Annotated in this window: 33 protein-coding genes; 26 read left to right on the top strand and 7 right to left on the bottom strand. The window is 68.9% G+C overall.

What is annotated here, in order from left to right:
* The 25 genes from rplX to AC3RXZ_RS15365 all read left to right on the top strand — a co-directional run bounded on the left by rplX (position 1) and on the right by AC3RXZ_RS15365 (position 16303).
* Positions 1 to 360: a 50S ribosomal protein L24 gene (rplX, locus tag AC3RXZ_RS15485; RefSeq protein WP_243229792.1), complete on the top strand. Its 360-nt coding sequence runs from the start codon at positions 1 to 3 to the stop codon at positions 358 to 360.
* Positions 360 to 950, top strand: a complete 591-nt coding sequence (gene rplE, locus AC3RXZ_RS15480) for a 50S ribosomal protein L5 (RefSeq protein WP_243229793.1) — start codon at positions 360 to 362, stop codon at positions 948 to 950. Before rplX ends, rplE begins: the two co-directional genes overlap by 1 nt.
* A gap of 129 nt (positions 951 to 1079) precedes the next feature.
* Complete coding sequence (rpsH, locus tag AC3RXZ_RS15475; protein WP_243229794.1) at positions 1080 to 1478, top strand: 30S ribosomal protein S8; 399 nt, start codon at positions 1080 to 1082, stop codon at positions 1476 to 1478.
* Positions 1479 to 1485: 7 nt separating this feature from the next.
* A complete protein-coding gene (rplF, locus tag AC3RXZ_RS15470; RefSeq protein WP_243229796.1) occupies positions 1486 to 2022 on the top strand; it encodes a 50S ribosomal protein L6 in 537 nt (178 codons plus the stop codon).
* Positions 2023 to 2024: 2 nt separating this feature from the next.
* Positions 2025 to 2384 (top strand): 50S ribosomal protein L18, encoded by a 360-nt coding sequence (rplR, locus tag AC3RXZ_RS15465; RefSeq protein ID WP_243229798.1) that lies wholly within the window; start codon positions 2025 to 2027, stop codon positions 2382 to 2384.
* The gene (gene rpsE, locus AC3RXZ_RS15460) at positions 2381 to 3061 is read left to right on the top strand and encodes a 30S ribosomal protein S5 (protein WP_374208984.1); all 681 of its coding nucleotides are present in this window, start codon (positions 2381 to 2383) and stop codon (positions 3059 to 3061) included. The genes rplR and rpsE overlap by 4 nt, the downstream gene beginning before the upstream one ends.
* Entirely contained in the window at positions 3061 to 3246 is a 186-nt protein-coding gene (rpmD, locus tag AC3RXZ_RS15455; RefSeq protein WP_243229799.1) for a 50S ribosomal protein L30, read from the top strand. The genes rpsE and rpmD overlap by 1 nt, the downstream gene beginning before the upstream one ends.
* The gene (gene rplO / locus AC3RXZ_RS15450; RefSeq protein ID WP_243229801.1) at positions 3246 to 3845 is read left to right on the top strand and encodes a 50S ribosomal protein L15; all 600 of its coding nucleotides are present in this window, start codon (positions 3246 to 3248) and stop codon (positions 3843 to 3845) included. Before rpmD ends, rplO begins: the two co-directional genes overlap by 1 nt.
* A 102-nt stretch (positions 3846 to 3947) precedes the next feature.
* Entirely contained in the window at positions 3948 to 5270 is a 1323-nt protein-coding gene (secY, locus tag AC3RXZ_RS15445) for a preprotein translocase subunit SecY (RefSeq protein ID WP_243229802.1), read from the top strand.
* On the top strand, positions 5267 to 5863 hold the full coding sequence (locus AC3RXZ_RS15440) for an adenylate kinase (RefSeq protein ID WP_243229803.1): 597 nt from the start codon (positions 5267 to 5269) through the stop codon (positions 5861 to 5863). The genes secY and AC3RXZ_RS15440 overlap by 4 nt, the downstream gene beginning before the upstream one ends.
* A gap of 2 nt (positions 5864 to 5865) precedes the next feature.
* A complete protein-coding gene (gene map / locus AC3RXZ_RS15435) occupies positions 5866 to 6693 on the top strand; it encodes a type I methionyl aminopeptidase (protein WP_491494611.1) in 828 nt (275 codons plus the stop codon).
* A gap of 219 nt (positions 6694 to 6912) precedes the next feature.
* The gene (locus tag AC3RXZ_RS15430) at positions 6913 to 7899 is read left to right on the top strand and encodes a hypothetical protein (RefSeq protein ID WP_491494610.1); all 987 of its coding nucleotides are present in this window, start codon (positions 6913 to 6915) and stop codon (positions 7897 to 7899) included.
* A gap of 225 nt (positions 7900 to 8124) precedes the next feature.
* Complete coding sequence (locus tag AC3RXZ_RS15425) at positions 8125 to 8805, top strand: DsbA family protein (protein WP_491494609.1); 681 nt, start codon at positions 8125 to 8127, stop codon at positions 8803 to 8805.
* Between the two features lie 198 nt (positions 8806 to 9003).
* Positions 9004 to 9225, top strand: a complete 222-nt coding sequence (gene infA / locus AC3RXZ_RS15420) for a translation initiation factor IF-1 (protein WP_018171468.1) — start codon at positions 9004 to 9006, stop codon at positions 9223 to 9225.
* Between the two features lie 65 nt (positions 9226 to 9290).
* Entirely contained in the window at positions 9291 to 9407 is a 117-nt protein-coding gene (rpmJ, locus tag AC3RXZ_RS15415) for a 50S ribosomal protein L36 (RefSeq protein WP_005050492.1), read from the top strand.
* Positions 9408 to 9579: 172 nt separating this feature from the next.
* Positions 9580 to 9954 carry a 30S ribosomal protein S13 gene (gene rpsM / locus AC3RXZ_RS15410; protein WP_243229806.1) on the top strand — a complete coding sequence of 125 codons (375 nt, stop codon included), beginning with the start codon at positions 9580 to 9582 and terminating at the stop codon, positions 9952 to 9954.
* A 32-nt stretch (positions 9955 to 9986) separates the two neighbouring features.
* Complete coding sequence (rpsK, locus tag AC3RXZ_RS15405) at positions 9987 to 10385, top strand: 30S ribosomal protein S11 (RefSeq protein ID WP_045249905.1); 399 nt, start codon at positions 9987 to 9989, stop codon at positions 10383 to 10385.
* 138 nt (positions 10386 to 10523) lie between these two features.
* Positions 10524 to 11513: a DNA-directed RNA polymerase subunit alpha gene (locus AC3RXZ_RS15400; protein WP_243229807.1), complete on the top strand. Its 990-nt coding sequence runs from the start codon at positions 10524 to 10526 to the stop codon at positions 11511 to 11513.
* A gap of 34 nt (positions 11514 to 11547) precedes the next feature.
* Entirely contained in the window at positions 11548 to 12081 is a 534-nt protein-coding gene (gene rplQ, locus AC3RXZ_RS15395; RefSeq protein ID WP_243229808.1) for a 50S ribosomal protein L17, read from the top strand.
* 147 nt (positions 12082 to 12228) lie between these two features.
* Entirely contained in the window at positions 12229 to 12918 is a 690-nt protein-coding gene (locus AC3RXZ_RS15390; protein ID WP_491494608.1) for a class I SAM-dependent methyltransferase, read from the top strand.
* 130 nt (positions 12919 to 13048) lie between these two features.
* Positions 13049 to 13840, top strand: coding sequence for a sulfite exporter TauE/SafE family protein (locus AC3RXZ_RS15385; RefSeq protein WP_243229811.1), 792 nt, complete (start codon positions 13049 to 13051; stop codon positions 13838 to 13840).
* A 44-nt stretch (positions 13841 to 13884) separates the two neighbouring features.
* Positions 13885 to 14331: an FAS1-like dehydratase domain-containing protein gene (locus tag AC3RXZ_RS15380; RefSeq protein ID WP_491494607.1), complete on the top strand. Its 447-nt coding sequence runs from the start codon at positions 13885 to 13887 to the stop codon at positions 14329 to 14331.
* Positions 14331 to 14729 (top strand): MaoC/PaaZ C-terminal domain-containing protein, encoded by a 399-nt coding sequence (locus AC3RXZ_RS15375; protein ID WP_491494606.1) that lies wholly within the window; start codon positions 14331 to 14333, stop codon positions 14727 to 14729. The genes AC3RXZ_RS15380 and AC3RXZ_RS15375 overlap by 1 nt, the downstream gene beginning before the upstream one ends.
* Positions 14729 to 15865 carry a UDP-N-acetylmuramate dehydrogenase gene (locus AC3RXZ_RS15370; RefSeq protein WP_491494605.1) on the top strand — a complete coding sequence of 379 codons (1137 nt, stop codon included), beginning with the start codon at positions 14729 to 14731 and terminating at the stop codon, positions 15863 to 15865. Before AC3RXZ_RS15375 ends, AC3RXZ_RS15370 begins: the two co-directional genes overlap by 1 nt.
* A 42-nt stretch (positions 15866 to 15907) precedes the next feature.
* The gene (locus AC3RXZ_RS15365; protein ID WP_491494604.1) at positions 15908 to 16303 is read left to right on the top strand and encodes a VOC family protein; all 396 of its coding nucleotides are present in this window, start codon (positions 15908 to 15910) and stop codon (positions 16301 to 16303) included.
* Positions 16304 to 16433: 130 nt separating this feature from the next.
* Here the strand turns inward: AC3RXZ_RS15365 and AC3RXZ_RS15360 are convergent, their stop codons facing one another.
* The 5 genes from AC3RXZ_RS15360 to pdxR all read right to left on the bottom strand — a co-directional run bounded on the left by AC3RXZ_RS15360 (position 16434) and on the right by pdxR (position 20485).
* Positions 16434 to 17636: a pyridoxal phosphate-dependent aminotransferase gene (locus tag AC3RXZ_RS15360; protein ID WP_491494603.1), complete on the bottom strand. Its 1203-nt coding sequence runs from the start codon at positions 17634 to 17636 to the stop codon at positions 16434 to 16436.
* Positions 17637 to 17681: 45 nt separating this feature from the next.
* The gene (locus AC3RXZ_RS15355; protein WP_491494602.1) at positions 17682 to 18041 is read right to left on the bottom strand and encodes a hypothetical protein; all 360 of its coding nucleotides are present in this window, start codon (positions 18039 to 18041) and stop codon (positions 17682 to 17684) included.
* An 18-nt stretch (positions 18042 to 18059) separates the two neighbouring features.
* Positions 18060 to 18494, bottom strand: a complete 435-nt coding sequence (locus AC3RXZ_RS15350) for a hypothetical protein (protein ID WP_491494601.1) — start codon at positions 18492 to 18494, stop codon at positions 18060 to 18062.
* Positions 18495 to 18539: 45 nt separating this feature from the next.
* Positions 18540 to 18944 carry a hypothetical protein gene (locus tag AC3RXZ_RS15345; RefSeq protein WP_243229823.1) on the bottom strand — a complete coding sequence of 135 codons (405 nt, stop codon included), beginning with the start codon at positions 18942 to 18944 and terminating at the stop codon, positions 18540 to 18542.
* A gap of 65 nt (positions 18945 to 19009) precedes the next feature.
* The gene (pdxR, locus tag AC3RXZ_RS15340) at positions 19010 to 20485 is read right to left on the bottom strand and encodes a MocR-like pyridoxine biosynthesis transcription factor PdxR (RefSeq protein WP_491494600.1); all 1476 of its coding nucleotides are present in this window, start codon (positions 20483 to 20485) and stop codon (positions 19010 to 19012) included.
* A 69-nt stretch (positions 20486 to 20554) separates the two neighbouring features.
* Between pdxR and AC3RXZ_RS15335 the strand changes: the two genes are divergently transcribed.
* Complete coding sequence (locus tag AC3RXZ_RS15335) at positions 20555 to 21550, top strand: aldo/keto reductase (protein ID WP_243229826.1); 996 nt, start codon at positions 20555 to 20557, stop codon at positions 21548 to 21550.
* Positions 21551 to 21606: 56 nt separating this feature from the next.
* Here the strand turns inward: AC3RXZ_RS15335 and aceB are convergent, their stop codons facing one another.
* Positions 21607 to 23256: a malate synthase A gene (aceB, locus tag AC3RXZ_RS15330; RefSeq protein ID WP_243229827.1), complete on the bottom strand. Its 1650-nt coding sequence runs from the start codon at positions 23254 to 23256 to the stop codon at positions 21607 to 21609.
* Positions 23257 to 23367: 111 nt separating this feature from the next.
* Positions 23368 to 24675 (bottom strand): isocitrate lyase, encoded by a 1308-nt coding sequence (aceA, locus tag AC3RXZ_RS15325; protein ID WP_491494599.1) that lies wholly within the window; start codon positions 24673 to 24675, stop codon positions 23368 to 23370.
* Positions 24676 to 24796 lie beyond the last annotated feature (121 nt).

Here is a 24796-nt window from a genome sequence, read left to right as displayed (position 1 = left end):
ATGGCGAACATCAAGAAGGGTGACCTGGTTCAGGTCATCACCGGCCGCAAGCAGGACAAGGGCGGCGACCGCGGCAAGCAGGGCAAGGTGCTCGAGGTCCTCGTGGCCGAGAACCGCGTCATCGTCGAGGGCGTCAACTACGTCACCAAGCACACGCGCGTCGGCCAGACGCAGCGCGGCACGAAGACGGGCGGCATCGAGACCATCGAGGCGCCCATCCACATCTCGAACGTCCAGGTCATCGACCCCTCGACGAAGAAGCCGACCCGCGTCGGCCACCGCGTCGAGGAGCAGACCAAGGACGGCGTGAAGCGCACCGTTCGCGTCCGCTACGCGAAGAAGTCAGGTAAGGACCTCTGATGAGCACCGACACTGCCGCGCAGGCTGGCAAGATCCAGCCGCGCCTGAAGCAGAAGTACAAGGCCGAGATCCAGCAGAAGCTGCAGGACGAGTTCGGCTACCAGAACGTGATGCAGATCCCCGGCATCGTCAAGGTCGTCGTCAACACCGGTGTCGGTGAGGCGGCTCGCGACAGCAAGGTGATCGATGGTGCGGTCGACGACCTCACCAAGATCACCGGCCAGAAGCCGATCGTCACGAAGGCCCGCAAGTCCATCGCGCAGTTCAAGCTGCGCGAGGGTCAGGCCATCGGCGCGCACGTCACGCTCCGCGGCGACCGCGCGTGGGAGTTCATCGACCGCCTGGTCTCGCTCGCCCTGCCCCGCATCCGCGACTTCCGCGGTCTGTCGGCCAAGCAGTTCGACGGCAACGGCAACTACACCTTCGGTCTCCAGGAGCAGAGCGTGTTCCACGAGATCGATCAGGACAAGATCGACCGCGTCCGCGGCTTCGACATCACCGTGGTGACGTCGGCCAAGACGGATGCCGAGGGCCGCGCGCTCCTGCGCCACCTCGGCTTCCCGTTCAAGGCCGACGACGCTCAGGCGTGATCCGGTGACGCGGGGAGGGACGCCGCAAGGCGCCCTCCCCGCGTGCCGTACAATTGAAGATTGCGTGCTCATCGCAGGCCGTCTGTCGTGTAACGGCAGCCGGAACCTCATGATCGAAAGAAGAACACCATGACAATGACAGACCCGGTCGCAGACATGCTGACCCGTCTGCGCAACGCGAACTCGGCGCACCACGACTCCGTGACCCTGCCGTCGAGCAAGCTGAAGACGCACATCGCCGAGATCCTCCAGCAGGAGGGCTACATCGCCGGCTGGGAGGTCTCGGACGCCCGCGTGGGCAAGAACCTCACCCTCTCGCTCAAGTACGGTCCGAACCGTGAGCGCTCCATCGCCGGCATCAAGCGGGTCTCGAAGCCCGGTCTGCGCGTCTACGCGAAGTCCACCGAGCTCCCGAAGGTCCTCGGCGGCCTCGGCGTTGCCATCCTGTCCACCTCCTCCGGTCTTCTCACCGACCGTCAGGCAGAGCAGAAGGGCGTGGGCGGAGAAGTTCTCGCCTACGTGTGGTGATACGAACATGTCGCGTATTGGACGACTTCCCATCGAGATCCCCGCGGGCGTGACCGTTTCGGTCGACGGCCGTGAGGTCGCGGTGAAGGGCCCGAAGGGTGAGCTCACCCTGACGGTCGCCGCCCCCATCGAGGTCGCGGTCGAGGAGAACCAGGTTCTCGTCACCCGCCCCGACGACGAGCGCGAGTCGCGGTCGCTTCACGGCCTGACCCGCACGCTCATCAACAACAACATCATCGGCGTGACCCAGGGCTACTCCAAGGGCCTCGAGGTCGTCGGCACCGGTTACCGCGTGCAGCAGAAGGGCAGCTCGGTCGAGTTCGCCCTCGGCTTCTCGCACCCGGTCCTGGTCGACCCGCCCGCCGGCATCACGTTCACGGTCGAGGGCAACAACAAGCTCACCGTGAGCGGCATCTCGAAGCAGGCTGTCGGCGAGGCAGCCGCGAACATCCGCAAGATCCGCAAGCCTGAGCCCTACAAGGGCAAGGGTGTCCGCTACGCGGGCGAGGTCGTGCGTCGCAAGGCCGGAAAGGCTGGTAAGTAATCATGGCTGTGAAGTCGAAGTCCGACGCCCGCGCGCGTCGTCACGCCCGCCTTCGCAAGAAGATCGTCGGCACCGAGCAGCGTCCGCGCCTCGTCGTGAACCGTTCGGCCCGTCACGTCTTCGTGCAGCTGGTCGACGACAGCAAGGGCCACACCGTCGCCTCGGCATCCACGCTCGAGACCGACCTTCGTGGTTTCGAGGGCGACAAGACCGCCAAGGCCCGCAAGGTCGGCGAGCTCCTCGCCGAGCGCGCGAAGGCCGCCGGTTTTTCCGAGGCCGTGTTCGACCGTGGCGGCAACCGCTACGCGGGTCGTGTCGCGGCGATCGCCGATGGCGCCCGTGAAGGGGGGCTGGCACTGTGAGTGACATCAAGGAGAACGAAGTGACCGAAACGGCTGCAGCCTCGACTGAGGCCGCTGAGCCCGCTCGCGAGCAGCGTGAGGGCCGCCGTGGCGGCCGTGACCGCAACCAGGGCGGCCGCGACCGCAACTCGCGCGACCGCGGCGACAACCAGTTCCTCGAGCGCGTCGTGACCATCAACCGCGTCTCCAAGGTCGTGAAGGGTGGACGTCGCTTCAGCTTCACCGCCCTCGTGGTCGTCGGCGACGGCAACGGTCTGGTCGGCGTCGGCTACGGCAAGGCCCGCGAGGTGCCCCTGGCCATCTCGAAGGGTGTCGAAGAGGCCAAGCGCAACTTCTTCCGCGTCCCCCGCGTCGCAAGCACCATCCCGCACCCCGTGCAGGGTGAGGCCGCGGCCGGTGTCGTGCTGCTTCGTCCGGCCGCTGCCGGTACCGGTGTCATCGCCGGTGGTCCGGTCCGCGCCGTGCTCGAGTGCGCCGGCATCCACGACGTGCTGTCGAAGTCGCTCGGCTCGTCGAACACGATCAACATCGTGCACGCGACGGTGGAGGCCCTGAAGCAGCTCGAGGAGCCCCGTGCGGTCGCCGCGCGTCGTGGCCTCGAGTTCGACCAGGTCGCCCCGGCGCGTCTCGTCCGTGCGGAGGCCGACGCGGCCGCCGCTCAGAAGGTAGGTGCCTGATGGCTGCGCGCCTCAAGGTCACGCAGGTCAAGTCCAAGGTGAGCGAGAAGCAGAACCAGCGCGACACGCTGCGCAGCCTCGGTCTGAAGCGGATCGGTGACTCCACCGTCCGCCCCGACGACGCGCAGACGCGCGGCTACGTCCGGACCGTCGCCCACCTCGTCAAGGTTGAGGAGATCGACTAATGGCTGAGAAGAACGAAGCCGTCGAGGCCGAGAAGGCTCCGAAGAAGGCCGCCCCCAAGGCTGCCGCTTCGAAGACCGCTGAGGCCTCGAAGAAGGCTCCGGCGGCCAAGAAGCCGGCCGCCAAGAAGCCCGCTGCCAAGAAGGAGGCCGAGACCTCGCGTCCCGGCGTCCTCAAGGTGCACCACCTGCGTCCGGTCCCCGGCGCCAACACCGCCAAGACCCGTGTCGGTCGCGGTGAGGGTTCCAAGGGCAAGACCGCAGGCCGCGGCACGAAGGGCACCAAGGCCCGCAACACCGTGCGCGTCGGATTCGAGGGTGGGCAGATGCCGCTGCACATGCGCACCCCGAAGCTGCGCGGTTTCAAGAACCCGTTCCGCGTCGAGTACCAGGTCGTGAACCTGGAGAAGCTCGCCGAGCTGTACCCCCAGGGTGGCGACGTCACCGTCAGCGACCTGGTCGCCAAGGGTGCCGTTCGCAAGAACGAGAAGGTCAAGGTCCTCGGCAACGGGGACATCGCGGTGAAGCTCACCGTCTCGGTCGACAAGGTCTCGGGTTCCGCCGAGCAGAAGATCGTGGCGGCCGGCGGTTCCGTCAAGTAACCACTGTGCAGAGGGGTCGGAGATATCTCCGGCCCCTCTGTGCGTTACTCTGGTCTTTCGGCCGTCTGCTGTGTCGACGGCGACCTTTCTGGAGGAAAACCCTTGTTTAGCGCCATTGCGCGGATCTTCCGCACGCCCGACCTCCGTCGGAAGATCGGTTTCACCCTGGCGATCATCGCCCTCTACCGCTTCGGCTCGCACATCCCCGCTCCGTTCGTGAACTTCCCGAACGTCGAGCAGTGCCTCGCGCTCACGTCGGGCACCGAGGGCCTGCTGAGCCTGGTCAACCTCTTCTCGGGCGGAGCGCTGCTCCAGCTCTCGATCTTCGCGCTGGGCGTCATGCCGTACATCACGGCGACGATCATCACCCAGCTGCTGCGCGTGGTCATCCCGCACTTCGAGACCCTGCACAAGGAGGGTCAGGCCGGCCAGGCGAAGCTGACGCAGTACACGCGCTACCTCACGATCGCGCTCGCTCTGCTGCAGTCGACGACGCTCGTCACCGTCGCGCGCAGCGGTCAGCTGTTCGGCACCACCGACATCGCGGCCTGCCAGAACCTGCTGACGAACGATGTCTGGTGGGCGCAGCTGCTCATGATCATCACGATGACCGCCGGCACCGGCCTCATCATGTGGTTCGCCGAGCTCGTCACCGAGCGCGGCATCGGCAACGGCATGTCGCTGCTGATCTTCACCTCGATCGCGGCCACGTTCCCGTCCGCCATGTGGCTGATCTGGGAGACCCGGGGCTTCGAGGTCTTCCTGCTCGTGCTGGCCGTCGGGATCATCGTGATGGGGCTCGTCGTCTTCGTCGAGCAGTCCCAGCGCCGCATCCCCGTCCAGTACGCGAAACGCATGGTCGGCCGCCGCACCTACGGCGGCACCAACACCTACATCCCGATCAAGGTGAACATGGCGGGTGTGATCCCGGTGATCTTCGCCTCCTCGCTGCTGTACATCCCGATGCTCATCGCGCAGTTCAACACCCCGCAGGACGGTTCCGAGCCGGCCGCGTGGGTGACCTGGATCTCGCAGTACTTCACCACCGGTGATCACCCGCTGTACATGCTGGTGTACTTCCTGCTCATCATCGGGTTCACGTACTTCTACGTCGCGATCACCTTCAACCCGGTCGAGGTCGCCGACAACATGAAGAAGTACGGCGGCTTCATCCCCGGCATCCGTGCGGGGCGCCCGACGGCCGAGTACCTCGACTACGTGCTGACGCGCATCACGTTCCCCGGGTCCATCTACCTGGGTCTGATCGCCCTGATCCCGCTGGTGGCCCTGGCCACGGTCGGCGCCAACCAGAACTTCCCGTTCGGCGGCGCATCGATCCTCATCATCGTCGGCGTGGGTCTCGAGACGGTCAAGCAGATCGACGCTCAGCTCCAGCAGCGTCATTACGAAGGGCTCCTCCGATGACCTCATCCGCACGTCTCCTCATCGTCGGCCCGCAGGGTTCCGGCAAGGGCACGCAGGGTGTGCGCATCGCCGAGTCCTACGGCATCCCGGTGATCTCGACCGGCGACATCTTCCGCGCCAACATCAAGAACGGCACGGAACTGGGCAAGCAGGTCACGTCGATCCTCGATCGCGGGGACCTCGTGCCCGATGAGCTGACGAGCGAGATCGTGCGCGATCGGCTGTCGCAGGAGGACGCCGCGAACGGGTTCCTCCTCGACGGATACCCGCGCAACGCCGCCCAGGTCGCGCACCTGGAGCAGTTCCTGTCCTCGCGCGGCGAGGCGCTGGACGCCGTGATCCTGCTGGACGTCCCGCGTGACGAGAGCATCTCCCGCCTGAGCCTGCGTGCGAAGGAGCAGGGCCGCTCGGACGACACCCCCGAGGCCATCGGACACCGCCTGGACATCTACGAGCACGAGACCGCTCCGATCCTGGAGACCTACTCGGACCGCGGCATCGTCGACCGCATCGACGGCGTCGGATCGCTCGACGAGATCACCGAGCGCATCACCGCGGCGCTGGACGCGCGCGGCCTGCGCGTGACGGTCTGAGCGTGTTCCGCCGCTCGATCTACAAGACGCCCGCGCAACTGCGCGCGATGGTCGAACCCGGGCTCATCACCGCAGCCTCCCTGGATGCGGCCGCAGCGGCGATCCGGCCCGGCGCGACGACGGCGGAAGTGGATGCGGCGGCCTCGGTTGCGATCACCGCTCGCGGGGCGGAGTCGAACTTCCAGCTCGTGCGCGGATACCGCCACACGACGTGCATCTCGGTCAACGAGCAGGTCGTGCACGGCATCCCCGGGCCTCGTGTGCTGGAGCCCGGCGACATCGTGTCCGTCGACAGCGGCGCGCAGTATCAGGGCTGGAACGGTGACAGCGCTCGCACGTTCGTGGTGCCGGACGAGTCTCGGCCCGACCTGGTCGCGGCTCGCCTCGAGCTCTCCCGGGTGACCGAGGGCTCGATGTGGGCCGGGATCGCCGCGATGGCGTCCGCACGCCACCTCGGAGACATCGGCGCCGCGATCCAGGACCACATCGAGGCGCAGGGGGAGTACGGCATCCTGCGCGAGTACGTCGGGCACGGCATCGGACGCAAGATGCATGAGGCGCCCAGCGTCTTCAACTACCGGACGCCGGATGCCGGGGCCGAGGTCAGGCCCGGACTGGTGCTCGCGATCGAGCCGATGGTGACCGCCGGTGGGGATGCCACGTTCGTGGAGGACGACGACTGGACCGTGTCGACGGTCGACGGCAGCGACGGCTCGCACTGGGAGCACAGCGTCGCCCTGCACGCCGACGGCATCTGGGTGCTGACCGCCGCCGATGGCGGTGCCGCCGGCCTCGCCCCCTTCGGCGTGACCCCCACCCCCATCCCGTAGCTCCCGCGCCCCGCCTCTCGTTTCCGCGAGACTTGGTTTGCGGAGCGAGACTTTCGTTCGGTGGCCAAGTGTCACTCCGCAATCCAAGTCTCACGGGCGGACGGGTGTCGCCGCACTCGCCCTGCACAGGAACGTTCGGCGCGGAATTCTCCCCGGATGTCGTGGAAGGGCGCCGCTTCGGCGCAGGGCGGCGACCCGGGTCGTGCAGAATCGGGCGGCATGCCCCTGCTCCTGCCGGATCGTGCGTCGCGCGAATCACCCCTGCTCCTGTTCACAAAGGCCGACGCGGGAGCTCATGGCATCGACGTCCGTGCTCGCGGATGGCACCGGCTTCGTAAGGGGGTTTACGTCGACGCGACCGATTTCCGGGCGCTTCCGCCGTGGAAACGCTACGAGGTGCGGGTGCACGCGTACCTGCGGCGTCACCCGGATGCCATCCTCTGCCTCGAATCCGCCGCGGTGGTGCATGGTCTGCCGGTCGCGGGTGAGACGCGATACGTCCACGTGTACGATCCGGATGCGCAGCGGACGCAGTGCTATGGCGACGTCCGTGTTCATGCGAGTGCGACGCGTCGCGAGATCTGCCGGATCGGCGGAGTGCATGCGACGAGCCTGCTCGACACGGTCGTCGACCTCGCCCGGGTGATGCAACCCGCTGACGCCCTCGCGGTGTCCGACGCGGCGACCTCGCCCGTCCAGGGCGGTGCGCTGCGGCTCGACGATCTCATCGCGCGCGGCAAGGACGGTGTCGGCAGTCGGGGGCGCGCACGGATGCGCTGGGTGTGGGACCACACGAATCCGATCGCCGAGTCGCCGCCCGAAAGCGTGAGCCGAGCCGTCATCATGTGGAGCGGCTACGAGACGCCGGTGCTCCAGAGGGAGTTCCGCTACGAGGGGCACCTGGACCGTTCGGACTTCTTCTTCGAGAGCTGCGACGCCATCGGCGAATGCGACGGCTGGAGCAAGTACCAACTGGAAGACCCGGGCACGGGTGCGCTGCTGCTCGCCAAGGAGAAGCGTCGCGAGGATCGGCTGCGGCGGCACGGCCACCCCTTCGCGCGCTGGGAACCCGGGGACGCGTGGAAGGCGCGCCCGCTCTGCGACGCCCTGGACGGCGCCGGTGTCCGTCGAGTCGCGACATCCAATCCCGCCATGCTCGCCACGCTGCGTCGCCGCCCGCGCGCGCTTCCCACCCCTCGCCCGTGAGACTTCCTTTGCAGTGCGAGACTTGGCCAGGATGCGCAAGTCTCACTCCACAAACCAAGTCTCGCGGGTTGGGGGGAGGGGAGGGGGAGGGGAGGGGAGGGGAGGGGGAGAGGGGGTTCACAACGGGCGCATAGGATTGGGCGGGAGGATGGACGGTGGCGCGCTCGCGCGCCTCAGACTTCACATCGGACTCGCGAACCGCGAGCCTCGAGAGAACGGAAAGCAATGGCAGCAGCACAGGGCAAGACCAACTGGTTCGCCATCTGGATCTCGGCCGCCGTGGTGGTCGTCCTGGTGGTGCTCGGCGGCTTCGTCGTGTTCCTGAACAACCAGGCCACCGCCCCCGGAACAGCTCCGGAGACCGCGGGGATCGTGAACTCGGAGACGGGCGCCATCAGCTTCGGCGAGGGCGAGACGACGATCGACACCTACGTGGACTTCATGTGCCCGATCTGCGGACAGTTCGAGGACGCGTACGGTGAGGCATTGCAGGATGCCGCGGCCAACGACGAGATCACCCTGAACATCCACCCGATCTCCATTCTCGACGGCGCATCCCAGGGCACGGAGTTCTCCTCTCGGGCCGCCGGCTCGATGTACTGCGTCGCGGCCGAGGCCCCGGACGCGGCGCTGGACTACTTCAACCTCCTCTTCGAGAACCAGCCGGAGGAGCAGACCGCCGGGCTGACGGATGAGGAGCTCGTGAGCCTCGCCGAGCAGGCGGGTGCCGGTGCTGCTGCGGACTGCATCACCGAGGGCACCTACATGCAGTACACGCAGGATCAGGTCGACAACACCCCGCCGGACCCGGCGACCGGACGCGTCGGCACCCCCACCGTGGCCATCGACGGTGAGCGGATCGACAACGCCGACATCGGCACGCGCTTCGCCGAGATCCTCGGCTGACGACACAGAAGCGGTGGGACGCATCCTCGGATGCGTCCCACCGCTTTTCCGCACCGGATCCCATTTGCCGGATGCGCCGGCGTCGTCTAACATAGATCTTTGGTGCTTTGCGCCTTGATTCGGCGTGTCCGGGGAGGCGAGCATCCAACCCATCCATCCACCGCAGATCGGCCGATCTGCAGAAGCGTCAGCGAGTTTATGGCTAAGAAAGACGGTGTCATCGAGATCGAGGGCGTCGTGTCCGAGGCGCTGCCCAACGCGATGTTCCGCGTTGAGCTCAGCAACGGGCACAAGGTTCTTGCAACGATCTCCGGCAAGATGCGGCAGAACTACATCCGCATCATCCCCGAGGACCGCGTGGTCGTGGAGCTCAGCCCCTACGACCTGACCCGCGGCCGCATCGTCTACCGCTACCGCTGATCGGTCGAGAAGTAACACCCCAGGCGCTCGCGCCTGCCCGGTGAAGACAGCGAACAGGAAACACAATGAAGGTCAACCCCAGCGTCAAGCCCATCTGCGACCACTGCAAGGTGATCCGTCGTCACGGCCGCGTCATGGTGATCTGCAAGAGCAACCCGCGCCACAAGCAGCGCCAGGGCTGATCGAGCAGCACAACTTAACACCGCCTGGTCAGAGCGTTTCGACTCGCTTCGCTCGCTCAGCGACCGGGAAATGAAAAGGCAGGATCAGAACCCACGAGCGTGGGGGACACCTCGGGGCGGAGGCCCGGGCACCGATCCTGCTCCACACCTCCACCACACCCAGGAGATTCGCATGGCACGTCTTGCCGGCGTTGACATCCCGCGCGACAAGCGCGTGGTGATCGCCCTTACCTACATCTACGGCGTCGGCCGTACCCGCTCGGTCGAGATCCTCAAGGCCACCGAGATCGACGAGTCGATCCGCGTCAAGGACCTCAGCGACGAGCAGCTCGTCGCGCTCCGCGACTACATCGAAGGCAACTACAAGGTGGAGGGTGACCTGCGCCGCGAGGTCGCCGCAGACATCCGCCGCAAGGTCGAGATCGGCTCCTACGAGGGCATCCGCCACCGTCGTGGTCTCCCGGTCCGCGGCCAGCGCACCAAGACCAACGCCCGTACCCGCAAGGGCCCGAAGCGCACCGTCGCCGGCAAGAAGAAGGCCCGCTGAGCAGCGGCCCCAGGGACTAGGAGAACATTTTCATGGCTGCACCCAAGGCCGCCGCGCGCAAGCCGCGCCGCAAGGAGAAGAAGAACATCGCGCTGGGCCAGGCCCACATCAAGTCGACGTTCAACAACACGATCGTTTCCATCACTGACCCGTCCGGCGCTGTCATCAGCTGGGCGTCCTCCGGTGGCGTGGGCTTCAAGGGCTCGCGCAAGTCGACCCCGTACGCGGCCGGCATGGCCGCCGAGTCGGCTGCCCGCCAGGCCCAGGAGCACGGGGTCAAGAAGGTGGACGTCTTCGTGAAGGGTCCGGGTTCGGGCCGCGAGACCGCGATCCGCTCGCTTCAGGCCGCCGGCCTCGAGGTCGGGTCGATCCAGGACGTCACGCCGCAGGCTCACAACGGCTGCCGCCCGCCGAAGCGCCGCCGCGTCTGATTCCGTTCGAGGATGCCGGGTCCCGCGACGCTCTCAGAGCCGTCGCCGGGACCGGCATCCTCGCCGCAGGTCTCCACAACTCAAGAACCTCACCCACCACATGTCATATAGCGGGCATGTGATCGAAAGGAACACACAGTGCTCATCGCACAGCGTCCCACACTGACCGAGGAAAAGATCGCCGAGAACCGCAGCCGGTTCGTCATCGAGCCGCTCGAGCCCGGCTTCGGCTACACCATCGGCAACGCGCTGCGTCGCAGCCTGCTCTCGTCGATCCCCGGTGCTGCTGTCACCAGCATCCGCATCGACGGCGTGCTGCACGAGTTCAGCACCATCCCCGGCGTGAAGGAGGATGTCACCGAGATCATCCTCAACATCAAGCAGCTGGTCGTCTCCAGCGAGCGTGACGAGCCCATCACCGCGTACCTGCGCAAGACCGGCGCCGGTGAGGTCACCGCGGCGGACATCTCGGCTCCGGCCGGTGTCGAGGTGCACAACCCCGAGCTCGTCATCGCGACCCTGAACGACACCGCGAAGTTCGAGCTGGAGCTCACGATCGAGCGCGGCCGCGGATACGTGTCCGCCACGCAGAACCGCAACGAGTACGCCGAGGCCGGTCAGATCCCGATCGACTCGATCTACTCGCCGGTGCTCAAGGTCAGCTACCGCGTCGACGCCACCCGTGCGGGTGAGCGCACCGACTTCGACAAGCTCGTCCTGGACGTCGAGACCAAGTCCGCGATCAGCCCCCGCGACGCCGTCGCCTCGGCTGCCAAGACCCTCACCGAGCTGTTCGGCCTCGCCCGCGAGCTGAACGTCGAGGCCGAGGGCATCGAGATCGGTCCGGCCCCGGTGGAGGCCGTCGCCTCCAGCGAGCTGTCGATGCCGATCGAGGACCTCGACCTGTCCGTGCGCTCGTACAACTGCCTCAAGCGCGAGGGCATCAACACGGTGTCCGAGCTCGTCGCCCTGTCGGAGACGCAGCTCATGAACATCCGCAACTTCGGCCAGAAGTCGGTCGACGAGGTGCGCGACAAGCTCATCTCGCTCGGACTGTCGCTCAAGGATTCGGTGCCCGGTTTCGACGGCGCCCACTTCTACGGCGGCAGCGAAGACGAGTCCTTCTGACCTTCCCGAAATTCTGACCAGGAGTTAGACGAATATGCCCAAGCCCACCAAGGGTCCCCGCCTCGGAGGCGGCCCCGCACACGAGCGCCTGCTGCTTGCCAACCTCGCGGCGGCTCTGTTCACCCACAAGTCGATCAAGACGACCGAGACCAAGGCCAAGCGCCTGCGTCCGCTCGCCGAGCGCCTGATCACCTTCGCCAAGCGCGGCGACCTGCACGCCCGCCGCCGGGTGCTGTCGGTCATCGGTGACAAGGAAGTCGTGCACGTCCTGTTCACCGAGATCGCTCCGCTCGTCGCGGACCGCGAGGGTGGCTACACGCGCATCACCAAGGTCGGCAACCGCAAGGGCGACAACGCCCCCATGGCCGTGATCGAGCTCGTCCTCGAGCCGGTCTCCCCGAAGGCGAAGAAGGCTGCCAAGCCGGCAGCGAAGGCCGCTCCGAAGGCCGAGAAGGTCGAAGAGGCGCCCGCCGAGGAGGCTCCGGCAGAAGAGGCCGTCGAGGAGACGACCGAGGCTCCGGCCGAGGAGGCTCCCGCCGAGGCCGCTGCCGAGGAGAAGTCCGAGTAAGCATCCGCTTCCTCACGAAGCCCGCCGTTCCCAGGGGACGGCGGGCTTCGTCGTTTCTCCTCCGGCCGACGAAGCCGTCGAGGCAGAGGCGGAGCGTCCCCGGTCGGGAATGTGGGAGGATGCCCCTCACGGCGAGAGGCGGGACGGATGGATCAGCGCGAGATCGACGAGCAGGTGCGCGCCTACTACGGCGGTGTGTTCGATGAGGGAGCCCGGCTGACGACTCGATCGGCGCAGGGGCCGCTGGAGCATCGGCGCACCCAGGAGCTGATCGCCGCCCACATCGACGAGGGGCGGGTCCTGGACGTCGGCGGAGGGACGGGGGTGCACGCCCGATCGCTGCAGGAACGCGGATTCGACGTCATCCTGATCGATCCCGTTCCCGAACATGTGGCGGCGGCCGCGGCATCGGGAGTCGCCTCCCAGATTGGAGACGCCCGCAGCCTCCCGTTCCCTGACGGCTCCTTCGACGCCGTGCTGATGCTCGGCCCGCTCTACCATCTGGCCTCGGCGACCGATCGCGTTCGAGCGCTGAACGAGGCCCGTCGCGTCACGCGCCCCGGCGGGTCGGTGTTCGCGGCGGCGCTGTCGCGCTACATCGCCTTCGGCGCGAACGTGCTCGGGCGACCGGTGCGCGCGGATGCCGCGATGACCGCGCGCTGTGGGAGCACGGCGTCCCGACGGGGAACGGCCGGTTCCCCGCCGGACACTTCCACACCGCTGAGGAGCTCGCCGACGAGGTGTCGGATGCCGGACTCGAGGTGCTCGCGGTCCACGGCGTGGAGGGCCCCGGTGGTCTCGCCCTCGAACAGATCGCGGCCGACCGCGCTGATCTGACGGGCGCCGCGCTCGTGCTCGCACGTGCGACCAGCGCCGAGCCCGGCATCCGGGACTTCAGCACGCATCTGCTGGCCGTCGCGCGCGTGCGCTGACGGATCATCGCCGCGGGCGGGCGTAGGGTGGACGGGTGAGTGACGCTCGGATTCAGCGCGGCCCCCGGGCGTATCTGTCCTTCATCGTCATCGGCCTCCTGGCGGGCCTGTTGTCCGGACTGTTCGGCGTCGGCGGAGGCACGGTCATCGTTCCGCTACTCGTGCTGCTGCTGCACTTCGACCAGCGCCTCGCCGCCGGGACGTCGCTCGCGGCGATCGTCCCCACGGCGGCCGTGGGCGTGATCTCGTACGCGGTGCACGGCTCGGTGGCGTGGATCCCGGCGATCATCCTCGCGGCGGGCGCCGTCGTCGGCGCCCAGATCGGCACGCGCCTGCTCCAGCGGATCTCGCAGACGGCCCTGCGCTGGGGCTTCGTCGCGTTCCTCGTCGTCGTGATCATCAGCCTGTTCGTCGTGATCCCTTCGCGGGATGCCGCCTTCGAGCTGTCCTGGATCTCGGGTATCGCTCTGGTCGTGGTCGGCGTCGGCACCGGCATCCTGTCCGGACTCATCGGAGTCGGCGGGGGCGTCGTCGTCGTTCCCGTGCTGATGCTCGCGTTCGGCACCAGCGATCTCGTCGCAAAGGGCACCTCGCTGCTCATGATGATCCCGACCGCGATCTCCGGCACCTTCGGGAACATCCGTCACCGCAACGTGGACCTCACGGCCGCCGTGACCATCGGCATCGCAGCCTGCACCACGACCGCTCTCGGCGCGTGGCTGGCGACCCTCATCGATCCGCTTCTCGGGAACATCCTGTTCGCGGCGTATCTCGTGGTGATCGCCGTGCAGATGTCGCTCAAGGCCATCCGCGGCCGGCGGCGCTGAAGGGCGGGCGCTGAGCGGCCCGCCCCGGTCGGTAGACTCGACGGGTGCCTGTCAACACCGAACTGGTCGGCCGGGAGTTCCCGCCGACGGCCCCGTACCTCGTCGGACGCGAGAAGGTGCGCGAGTTCGCGCGCGCCGTCTTCGCCGACGCGCCCCTGCACACCGATGTGGAGGCGGCTCGCGCCCTCGGCTACGCCGACGTCGTCGCCCCGCCGACGTTCGCGATGGTGATCCAGGACCAGACGCTGCAGCAGCTGCTCGCTGAGCCGGGCTCGGGCATCGTTCTGGCGCGCACGATCCACGCAGAGCAGCGCTTCGCCTACACGCGGCCGATCGTCGCCGGCGACGAGCTGAGCGGCCGCCTGAAGGTCACGGGCATCCGCACGGTCGGCGGCAACGCGATGATCACGAGCGAGGCCGAGATCACGGACGCCGCCGGCGCACACGTCGTGACGGCCACCAGCGTGCTGCTGGTGGGAGAGGGGGAGTGATGGCCTTCACCGTCGGAGATGTCGTCGCCGAGCGCGAGATCCACCTGACCCGCGAGTCGCTGGTCCGCTATGCGGGGGCTTCCGGGGACTTCAACCCCATTCACTACCGCGACGACGTGGCGGCCGCCGTCGGCCTTCCCGGCGTCCTCGCGCACGGGATGCTGACGATGGGCATCGCCTCTTCGGTCGTGGTCTCGGCGCTCGGCGACGCCGCTGCGATCACGGAGTACGGCGTCCGGTTCACCAAGCCCGTCGTCGTCGACCCGGAGGCCGGTGCCGACGTGCGCGTGGTCGCCACCGTCGGAGCGGTCGACGAGGCCGGTGCCCGCATCGACCTGAAGGTCACCTTCGGCGACACCACGGTCCTCGGCAAGTCGCAGCTGCGCGTCGCGATCTGATGCCGGAGGTCTCGCCGATCGCCCTGTCGCAGCTGACGACGCTGCGCACCGGTGCCGCGCCGGAGCGGATGCTCGAGGCGCGCACCGCCGACGAGCTCGTCGCGGCGCTGCGCGAGGTCTGGTCCCGGGGTGACGAATGGTTCGTGCTCGGCGGCGGATCCAACCTGTTCGTGGGGGACGAGGCATTCGAGGGCACCGTCATCCGCGTGCTCACCACGGGGATCGAGCGGCTCGATTCCCCCCATCGCGGACGCACCCGGTTGCGCGTGCAGGCGGGGCACGACTGGGACGCCTTGGTCGCGCACACCGTGGAGCAGGGGCTCGCGGGCATCGAGGCCATGAGCGGGATCCCCGGGACGGTCGGCGCGGCGCCGGTGCAGAACGTGGGCGCCTACGGACAGGAGATCCAGGAGACGCTCGTCGAGGTCGAGCTGATCGACGAGGCCACCGGAGAGGTGTCGACCGTGCCGGCATCCGACCTCGGCCTGGGATTCCGCACGTCCGTCCTGAAGCATCACTACGGCGGGGTGCCGCTGCGCCGCGCGGTCATCCTGTCCGTCACGCTGGACCTCGCGGTCGTGGGTGATGCCGGACGCATCGTCCGCGGCGAGCAGCTCCGCCGTGCACTGGCGCTGGAGAATGATGCGCCGGTTCCGCTGGCGTGGGTGCGGGAGCGGATCCTCGCGACGCGTGCCGCGAAGGGAATGCTGCTGGACCCCGACGACGCGGACACCGCCAGTGCGGGGTCGTTCTTCCAGAACGCGATCGTGCCGGAGTCCGTCGCACGGACGCTTCCGGCCGAGTGCCCGCGCTGGCCGGTCGCGCCCGACCTGGACGCCGTGACGGTCATTCCGCTCGGCGCATACGACGGAGCGCTGCCTCCGCTCGCCACGGCGCCGGCCGAGGTCAAGGTGTCGGCGGCCTGGCTCATCGAGCATTCCGGCATCTCCAAGGGGTTCCGGCTGCCGCGCTCGCGCGCCGGAGTGTCGACCAAGCATGCGCTGGCGCTGACGAACCGCGGCGGCGCGACCGCGGGCGAGATCGCCGAGCTCGCCCGCTACATCTCCAGCCGCGTGCAGTCGGAGTTCGGGCTGATGCTGCAGCCGGAACCCGTGCTCGTCGGTGTCGAGATCTAGAGCGCCTCGCCGCGGAGGAGGGCGCGGGCGTAGGCTCGCGTCATGCCCGGACTCGTCCCGTACCTCTTCTTCCCCGGCAACGCCGCGGAAGCGCTCACCTTCTACCGCGAGGTGTTCGGTGGCGAGCTCTCGCTGGCCACCTACGCGCAGTTCAGTCGCGTCGACGGCCCGGACGACGCGATCGCCCACGGGCACGTGTCGGGCCCCGTCGAGCTGTTCGCGGCGGACGCCGGGCCGGACGAGGACGCCGTGCACATCGTGGGCGCGAGCTTCTCGCTGCTGGGGACCGCGGATGCCGCGACCCTCACGCGCTGGTTCGACGCCCTCGCCGCAGGAGGGCGGGTCGTCGACCCGCTGCAGAAGCGACCCTGGGGAGACTATGACGGCCAGGTCGTCGACCGCTACGGCATCCGCTGGCTGATCGGCTTCGAGGACTGACCGCTCCCGACGGGACACCTCTCATGATTGACGAGACCCCGCCGTATTCGCGCGAATACGGCGGGGTCTCGTCAGCAGGGAGAGGTCTCGCGAGGGCCGGGGCGGGCCGCGCAGGTAAGACCGCGGAGGGTCAGGACGCGAACAGGCGCTGGAGGCGCTGGACGCCCTCGAGCAGCTGGTCGTCGCCCAGGGCGTACGACAGGCGCAGGTACCCGGACGGTCCGAAGGCCTCGCCGGGGACCACGGCGACCTCGGCCTGCTCGAGGATGAGATCAGCGAGTTCCAGAGACGTCGTCGGCGTCACGCCGCCCCACGCGCGGTTCAGCAGGCCCTGCACGTCCGGGTACACGTAGAACGCACCGAGCGGGTTCGGGACCTTCACGCCCTCGATCTGCGACAGCTCCGCGACGATCCGGCGCCGGCGTCGGTCGAACGCCTCGCGGAACTGCTCGGCCTCGGTCTGCGGTCCGGTCAGCGCCGCGATCGCCGCCTTCTGCGCCACGTTGTTCACGTTGCTCGACAGGTGCGACTGCAGGTTGCCGGCGACCTTGATGGCGTCGGCGGGGCCGACCATCCAGCCCACGCGCCATCCGGTCATGGCGTAGGTCTTGGCGACGCCGTTGACGAGGATCGTCTGGTTCGCGGCATCCGGCACGGCCTCGACGATCGAGGTCGCCTTCGTGCCCTCGTAGGTGAGGTTCTGGTAGATCTCGTCGGAGATGATCCAGATGCCGTGCTCGACCGCCCACTCGCCGATGGCACGCGTCTCGTCGGCCGTGTAGACCGAACCGGTCGGGTTCGAGGGCGACACGAACACGAGCACCGTCGTTCGGTCGGTGCGGGCCGCCTCGAGCTGCTCCACCGTGACCTTGTAGTCCTGCTCGGCACCGGCGAACACCTCGACCGGAATGCCGTCGGCCAGCCGGATCGCCTCGGGGTAGGTCGTCCAGTACGGCGCGGGCAGCAGGACCTCGTCGCCGGGATTCACGACGGCCTGGAAAGCCTGGTAGACGGCCTGCTTGCCCCCGTTGGTGACGATGACCTGGGAGGGCTGGACCGCGAGCCCCGAGTCGCGCAGCGTCTTCTCGGCGATCGCCTCGCGCAGAGCCGGAAGACCCGGAGCGGGCGTGTAGCGATAGCTGGCGGGCTCGGCCAGGGCGGCGGCCGCGGCATCCACGATGAACTGCGGCGTCGCGAAGTCGGGCTCGCCGGCGGCATAGGAGATGACCGGCTTGCCCTCGGCCTTGAGAGCCTTGGCCTTGGCATCCACCTTGAGGGTCGCGGACTCGGCGATGGCGGACAGCTTGCGGGAGACGGGAGCGCGTTCGGTCACGCCTCCGATGCTACTCGGAAGGCGTGCGCGCCGGCATCCGCCGTCTCAGCAGGACGCGCCGCAGTCGAGCGGAGCGAACACGGGCGAGGCCGCGACGACCCAGATCGTGAGGATCGCCAGCGCGACCGCGATCAGGACGGGCAGCAGCACTCGGAGGTGGCGCGGCGGCGGCAGCACGAGAACGGCGCCCACGACCGCCAGCATCATCGTGGCGATCGCCAGGGCGGGAAGAACGCCCCCGAGCAGACCCGGCAGCGCCCTGGTCTCGTGCGGCCACGCCCCGGCGGTGAGCGTCGTCAGGAGCGCCACGATGAGCGACAGCACGGCGATGCTGAGCGCCACGATCACGAGGACCCGAGCGACGCGCACCCGGAGGGGGACGGTCACGGCGCGATCCTCGGTCATGGCGACAGGCTACCGGCCTCAGTCGCTGCAGCACTCCGCCGTGCCGCACGAATCGGCGTAGCGGCGATACGGGCGGGCCGGGTCCGTCATGTCCACGAGCGAGGCGGCATCGGGATGCGTCGGCTCGTCTCCCGCGGAGTTCCAGAGCGTGAAGTGCCAGAGCCCGCGGACCTCGTCCGACAGCAGACCGTCCGGACCGGAGACGACCAGGACGCGATCGGCTGAGCGGTCGGCACGGAAGGGGGCGACGACGCGCTCGCGCAGATCAGCGGCCTCCGTCGCATCCGCATGCGTGCGCTCGACCGCCACGCCCTGTTCGGCGAGGGCTTCGGCGAGCTCGTCGGCGGCGCGACGCGAGCGATCCTCCTCGGCGCCGGAGACGGCGAGCAGTCGCGGCCCCGTAGCGTTGTTGTGGAGGAACTCGCGGGCGATCCCGCTCCACGCATCGGTCATGACCCCAGGGTACGCCGCGCCGACCCGACGAGGGCCGCCGTCGCGTCATCCTGCGCCGTTCATCACCAGGAAGCCCACGATGGAGAGGAGCGCCGCGATGATCACCGACACGTTCGGATAGACGACGGTCAGCGCGCACAGGATGGCCGCCGCGACGCCGAAGGCCATCGGCACGCGGCGCACCGGACGGCCGGATGCATCCCTCTTCTGCATCCCGATGAGCAGGGCGAGAGCCGCGATGGGGGCGAGAGGAAGGACTTCGCGCGACTCCATCAGGGCCGTGCGGACCGGGTCGAGCCCGAACGTCCCCTCGCCAAGGAACGTCGACGGGCGGGTGACGAAGACCGCGAGGATCGCGATGGAGAGCACGACGGTCAGGATGCTGAGCAGGACCGAGGCGACCCGGCGGAACGGGGCCGCCTGCCGGTAGGTGATGGCGAGGCTCGACATGTTCGCGAGCGTACGCCCGAGCGCCGACGGGGATCTCGGGTTATCCACAGGGCGGCGGGAGTCGGTCACATCGGCTGCGACTCGCGGGCGGCGTCGCGGATGACCTGGGCGAGGCGGACGACCGCTTCGTCCACCAGCGCGTCGTCGAGGTTGCCGTAGCCCAGCACCAGCCCCGGCCGCGACGGACTCCGGAACGCGTACCTCTCCAGCGCGACCACGGCGACGTCGCGCTCGGCGGCGCGGCGCACGATGTCCTGTGTCGACGCCCCAGCGGGGAGAGCGAGCACGAGATGCATCCCCGCCGCGATCCCGGACACGTCGAGGTCGGGCAGTTCGCGCTCCAGGGCGGCGAGCAGGGCGCTGCGGCGACGCCGGAACCGGGCGCGGGCCCGGCGGAGATGGCGTTCCAGGTCCCCTTCCGTGAGGAAATGCGCGAGCGCCGCCTGATCGACGAGTGACGGCGTGCTCGCCGGTGACGCGCCCGGTCCGCGCGGCAGCACCAGCCACCCCAGCCCCAGGCCCGGTGCGATCGACTTCGACAGCGATCCGATCAGAGCGACGCGGTCCGGTGCGAGTCTCTGCAGTGCGGCGACCGGGCGGCGGTCGTAGCGGAACTCGGCGTCGTAGTCGTCCTCGATCAGCACGGCGTCGACATCGCGCGCCCAGGAGACGATCTGCTCCCGCCGCTGGGGTGACAGAGCGGCGCCGAGCGGGAACTGGTGCGCGGGCGTGAGCAGTGCGGCACGCGCACCGGTGCGCCGGGCCGCAGTGCGAAGAGCGTCGGTGTCGACGCCGTCGCCATCGACGCCGACGGGAACCGGAGCGAGCCCGCACTCCTCCGCGACGTCGCGCAGGCGCGGCCAGCTCGGATCCTCGACGAGCAGATGACGATGCCCGCGCCGGTGCAGTTCCCGGGCGAGGATCCGCATGCCGTCGGTCGCGCCGTGCGTGATCACGATGTCGCCGGCGTCGGCCGACACGCGACGGGAACGGGCCAGATAGGAGGCGACCGCCTCCCGGGCTGGGCGGTGCCCGGCGCCGAGTTCCGTCGCGAACGCCCGGTCCGGGAGATCGGCCAGCGCAGAGCGGACCGCCGCGGACCAGCGCGAGCGCGGGATGGCCCGCAGATCGGGAAGCCCCGGTCTGAGGTCGTAGCGCGGTGCGAGCCTCTGGGGCGGGCGACGAGAGCTCGGTGTGCCTGGCGCATCGGATCGCGGACGGCGCACGGTGCCGCTTTCGGCATCCGGCACGGCGAGCCCGGGCTGCACGGCGACCGTGGTCGCCGAACCTGTCCGGGCCTCGAGCACGCCCTCGGCGACGAGCTGCCCGTAGACCTCGGTCACCACCCAGCGCGAGACGCCGAGCGTCTCGGCGAGGGAGCGGCTGGGCGGAAGCGCGGAACCGCGCGGGATCCGTCCCTCGTCGATCGCCTGGCGGAGCGCGTGCTCGAGCCGGTCGCGCAGGTTCCTGCGCTCGGGGGCTGCGGAGTCGCCGAGGTCGAGGAGCGTGTCCCACGCGAGAATCGGTCTGGTCTTCTGCATGCTGATTGGAGTGTACTGCCGGGCCGATGGCTTCGTACCGTGGAGTCATCTCCGCGAAAGGACACTCCCATGCAGTACCGCACTCTCACCGACGGCACCACCTCCTTCGAGGTCTCGACGCTCTGCCTGGGGGCGATGAACTTCGGCACGCGCACGGATCCCGCCACTGCCCGGGCGATCCTCGACCGCTTCGTCGAGGCGGGAGGGACCTTCCTCGACACGGCGAACAACTACAACGCCTGGGTCGGGGGAACAGGTCGCGACAGCGAAGACCTCCTCGGCGCCTGGCTGCGCGAGCGCGGACACCGCGACTCACTGCGCATCGCGACCAAGGTCGGCGCGGCGAAGAAGGACCCGTCCAAGCCGCTGTCCACCACGCCGCCGACGAACTACGAGGGCCTGTCGGCCGAGGTCATCCGCAAGCAGGCGCCGGAGAGCGCGAGGCACCTCGGCGTCGACCGCATCGACGTGCTCTACGGTCACGTCGACGACCGCGAGGTGGAACTCGCCGAGACCGTCGGCGCCTTCGGCGATCTCCAACGTGAGGGGCTGATCGGCATCGCGGGAATCTCGAACGTCGCGACCTGGCGGGTCGTCGAGGCGCGCGAGGAGGCCCGCCGCCAGGGCGTCGCTCCGTACGGCGTCGTGCAGCAGCAGTACAGCTATCTGCACCCGGCGCCGCGCTTCGGGCGCAACAACTTCGTGACACCGGGCCTGCTCGACTACGCGGCGTCGACCGGGACCCGGGAGAGGCCGCAGCTCGCCATCACCGCGTACTCGCCGCTGCACCAGGGCGCGATAGCACGCCTGGACAAGCCGCTGTGGGGCGGAGTGGACCACCCGACCAGCCGCGCCCGCCGCGCCGTGCTGCACGAGATCGCCGCTGAGATCGGGGCGACTCCGAACCAGGTCGCCCTCGCGTGGCTGCTCGGCGGCGAGGTTCCCGTGATCCCGGTCATCGGGGTCTCGAGCATCGCGCAGCTGGAGGAGGCGCTGGGCGCCCCGGATCTGATCCTCGACGCCGGCGTCCGCGAGCGGCTGGACGCCGAGCCCGTCGGGGCGTGACCATCACCGGCCGATGCTCCTCCGGAGCTGGTCCGGAGGAGCATCGGCCGGTGCGATCAGTCGGCCTCGACGAGGTACCTGTTGTAGGCGCCGATCGTGAGGAACGCGGGGAACTCCGCGCCGAGGGACACCTCGCGGAAGATCTCCGCGGCGTCGTCGAACCGGTCGCCCTCCCGACGGTCCATGCCGGCCAGCAGCTCGGCGATGATGCCCTCGACGTGCTCGGCCGTGATGGCCGTGCCCTCCTCGGTGGTGCGGTCCTGGTGGATCCACTGCCACACCTGGGAGCGGGAGATCTCGGCGGTCGCGGCATCCTCCATGAGGTTGTCGATCGCGACGGCGCCGAGACCCCGCAACCACGCCTCGAGGTAGCGGATCGCGACCGAGACGTTGTCCCGCACGCCCTGATCCGTGATCGGACGGCCGATGTGCAGATCGAGCAGGTCCTCGGCGCGCACCTCCACGTCGTCGCGCTGGCGATCGATCTGGTTGGGGCGGTCGCCGAGCACGGCGTCGAACTCGGCCTGCGCGGTCGGGATCAGATCCGGATGCGCGACCCAGGTGCCGTCGAAGCCGTCGCCGGCCTCGCGGCGCTTGTCGGCCGAGACCTTCTCGATCGCCCTCCGGGTGACCTCGGGGTCGCGCCGGTTCGGGATGAACGCGCTCATGCCGCCGATCGCGAAGGCCCCCCGGCGATGGCAGGTCTTCACGAGCAACTCGGTGTAGGCCCGCATGAACGGCACCGTCATCGTGACCTCGCTGCGGTCCGGGAGCACGAACCGGGCGCCGCGCCCGCGGTAGTTCTTGATGATCGAGAAGATGTAGTCCCAGCGGCCCGCGTTCAGGCCGGCGCAGTGGTCGCGCAGTTCGAACAGGATCTCCTCCATCTCGAACGCCGCCGGCAGCGTCTCGATGAGGACGGTGGCCCGGATCGTGCCGTGCTCGAGTCCCAGGTAGTCCTCGCTGAAGGTGAAGATGTCGTCCCAGAGCTTCGCCTCCTCGCTGGACTCCAGCTTCGCGAGGTAGAAGTACGGACCGCGGCCGGCCTCGATCAGCGCCGCGGCGTTGTGCAGGAAGTACAGCCCGAAATCCACGAGCGACCCCGACGCCGCCATGGCACGGCCGGAGCGGTCGACGAAGGTGAGGTGCTTCTCGGTGAGGTGCCAGCCGCGGGGACGCATGACGATCGTCGGCGTGCGTTCGGCGGTGACGCGGTACTCCTTGCCCTCCGGGGAGGTGTGCGTGAGCTCGCCCCGGATCGCATCCCGCAGCGACAGCTGCCCGCCGATGACGTTGCCCCAGGTCGGGCTCGTGGCGTCCTCCTGGTCGGCGAGCCACACGCGTGCGCCGGAGTTGAGCGCGTTGATCGTCATCTTCGGGTCGGTCGGCCCGGTGATCTCGACGCGGCGGTCCTCGAGCCCTGGCCCTGCGCCGGCGACGCGCCACTCGGCATCCTCGCGGATGTGCGCCGTGTCGTCGCGGAAGCGCGGGTCGTGCCCGTTGCCGATCTCGAACCGGCGCCGCATGCGATCGGCGAGGCGGTCGTGTCGGCGCGACGCGAAGCGATGGTGCAGCTCGGTGAGGAAGGCGACGGCCTCCGGTGTGAGGATCTCGTCGAAGCGATCGCGCATCGGACCCGTGATCTGCAGGGCGGGCCCGTGCAGCGTCGGGGACGGAGCGGTCGGGGGAGCGGTGGGAGTGGTCATGATGAATCCTTCGTCTCTCTCGTTCGTTGAGCGAGGAGCGGAGCGACGAGTCGAAACGCGTTTGCGTCTGAGAGACGTTTCGACTCGCTTCGCTCGCTCAACGAACGAATTTCAATGGAACTGCGCGGCCTCGGTGGAGCCGGCGAGGGCGAGGGTGGCGCTGTCAGGGTTGAGCGCGGTCGAGATGACGTCGAAGTAGCCGGTGCCCGCCTCGCGCTGGTGCTTGGTGGCGGTGTATCCGGATGCCTCGGCGGCGAACTCGGCCTCCTGCAGGTCGACGTAGGCGCTCATGGCGCGCTCGGCGTATCCGCGGGCGAGGTCGAACATGGAGTGGTTCAGGGCGTGGAAGCCGGCCAGCGTGATGAACTGGAACTTGTAACCGAGCTCGGCCAGCTCCTGCTGGAACGTCGCGATCTCGGCATCCGACAGGTGGCGGCGCCAGTTGAAGCTGGGGGAGCAGTTGTACGCGAGCAGCTTGCCGGGGTACTGGGCGTGGATCGCCTGGGCGAACTCGCGGGCGAGGGCGATGTCCGGCTCGCCGGTCTCGACCCACAGCAGGTCGGCGTAGGGGGCGAACGCGAGCCCCCGGCTGATGACCGACCCGATGCCGGCCCGGACCCGGTAGAAGCCCTCGGTGGTGCGCTCGCCGGTGGTGAACTGCCGGTCGCGCTCGTCGACGTCGCTGGTGAGCAGGTCCGCGGCGAGGGCGTCCGTGCGGGCGATGATGACGGTCGGAACGCCGGCGACGTCGGCGGCGAGACGGGCGGCGTTGAGCGTGCGGATGTGCTGCTGCGTGGGCACGAGCACCTTCCCGCCGAGGTGGCCGCACTTCTTCTCGCTGGCCAGCTGGTCCTCCCAGTGGATGCCGGCGGCACCGGACTGGATGAGCGACTGGGCGAGCTCGTACGCGTTGAGGGGGCCGCCGAATCCGGCCTCGGCGTCCGCCACGATCGGAGCCAGCCAGTCCTGCGTGATCTCGCCCTCGGCGTGCTCGAGCTGGTCCTGGCGCAGCAGCGCGTTGTTGATGCGCCGGACGATCGCCGGGACCGAGTTCGCCGGGTACAGCGACTGGTCGGGGTAGGTCTGACCCGCGAGGTTGCCGTCGGCGGCGACCTGCCAGCCGGAGAGGTAGATGGCCTTGAGCCCTGCGCGGACCTGCTGCACGGCCTGCCCGCCGGTGTACGCGCCGAGGGCGCGCACGTACTCCTCGGTGTGCAGGAGGTTCCAGAGGTTCTCCGCGCCGCGGTGGGCGAGAGTCGACTCCTCACGGACCGAACCGCGGATGCGGATGACGTCTTCGGCGGTGTAGGTGCGCTCGATGCCGTCCCACCGCGGGTCGGTGTCCCAGATCGCCCGGAGCTCGGCGGCCGTCTGGACCTGGTCTCCGGCTCGCAGGCCGGTCGGCGTGGTGTTCGTCATGTCTGTCTCCTCCGTCGGATCGGGTGGGCTTGGCATCCACTGTGAGTGAAGATGCCGCATGCCTTCGAACGAATTCGAGGAGAAATTCATATGTATTTCTGTTTTCGTGACAGAATCGCGG

The organism is Microbacterium cucumeris (assembly GCF_058349845.2).
Note: the sequence above shows the minus strand (reverse complement) of the source record. Positions and strands in the feature narration are given on the sequence as shown.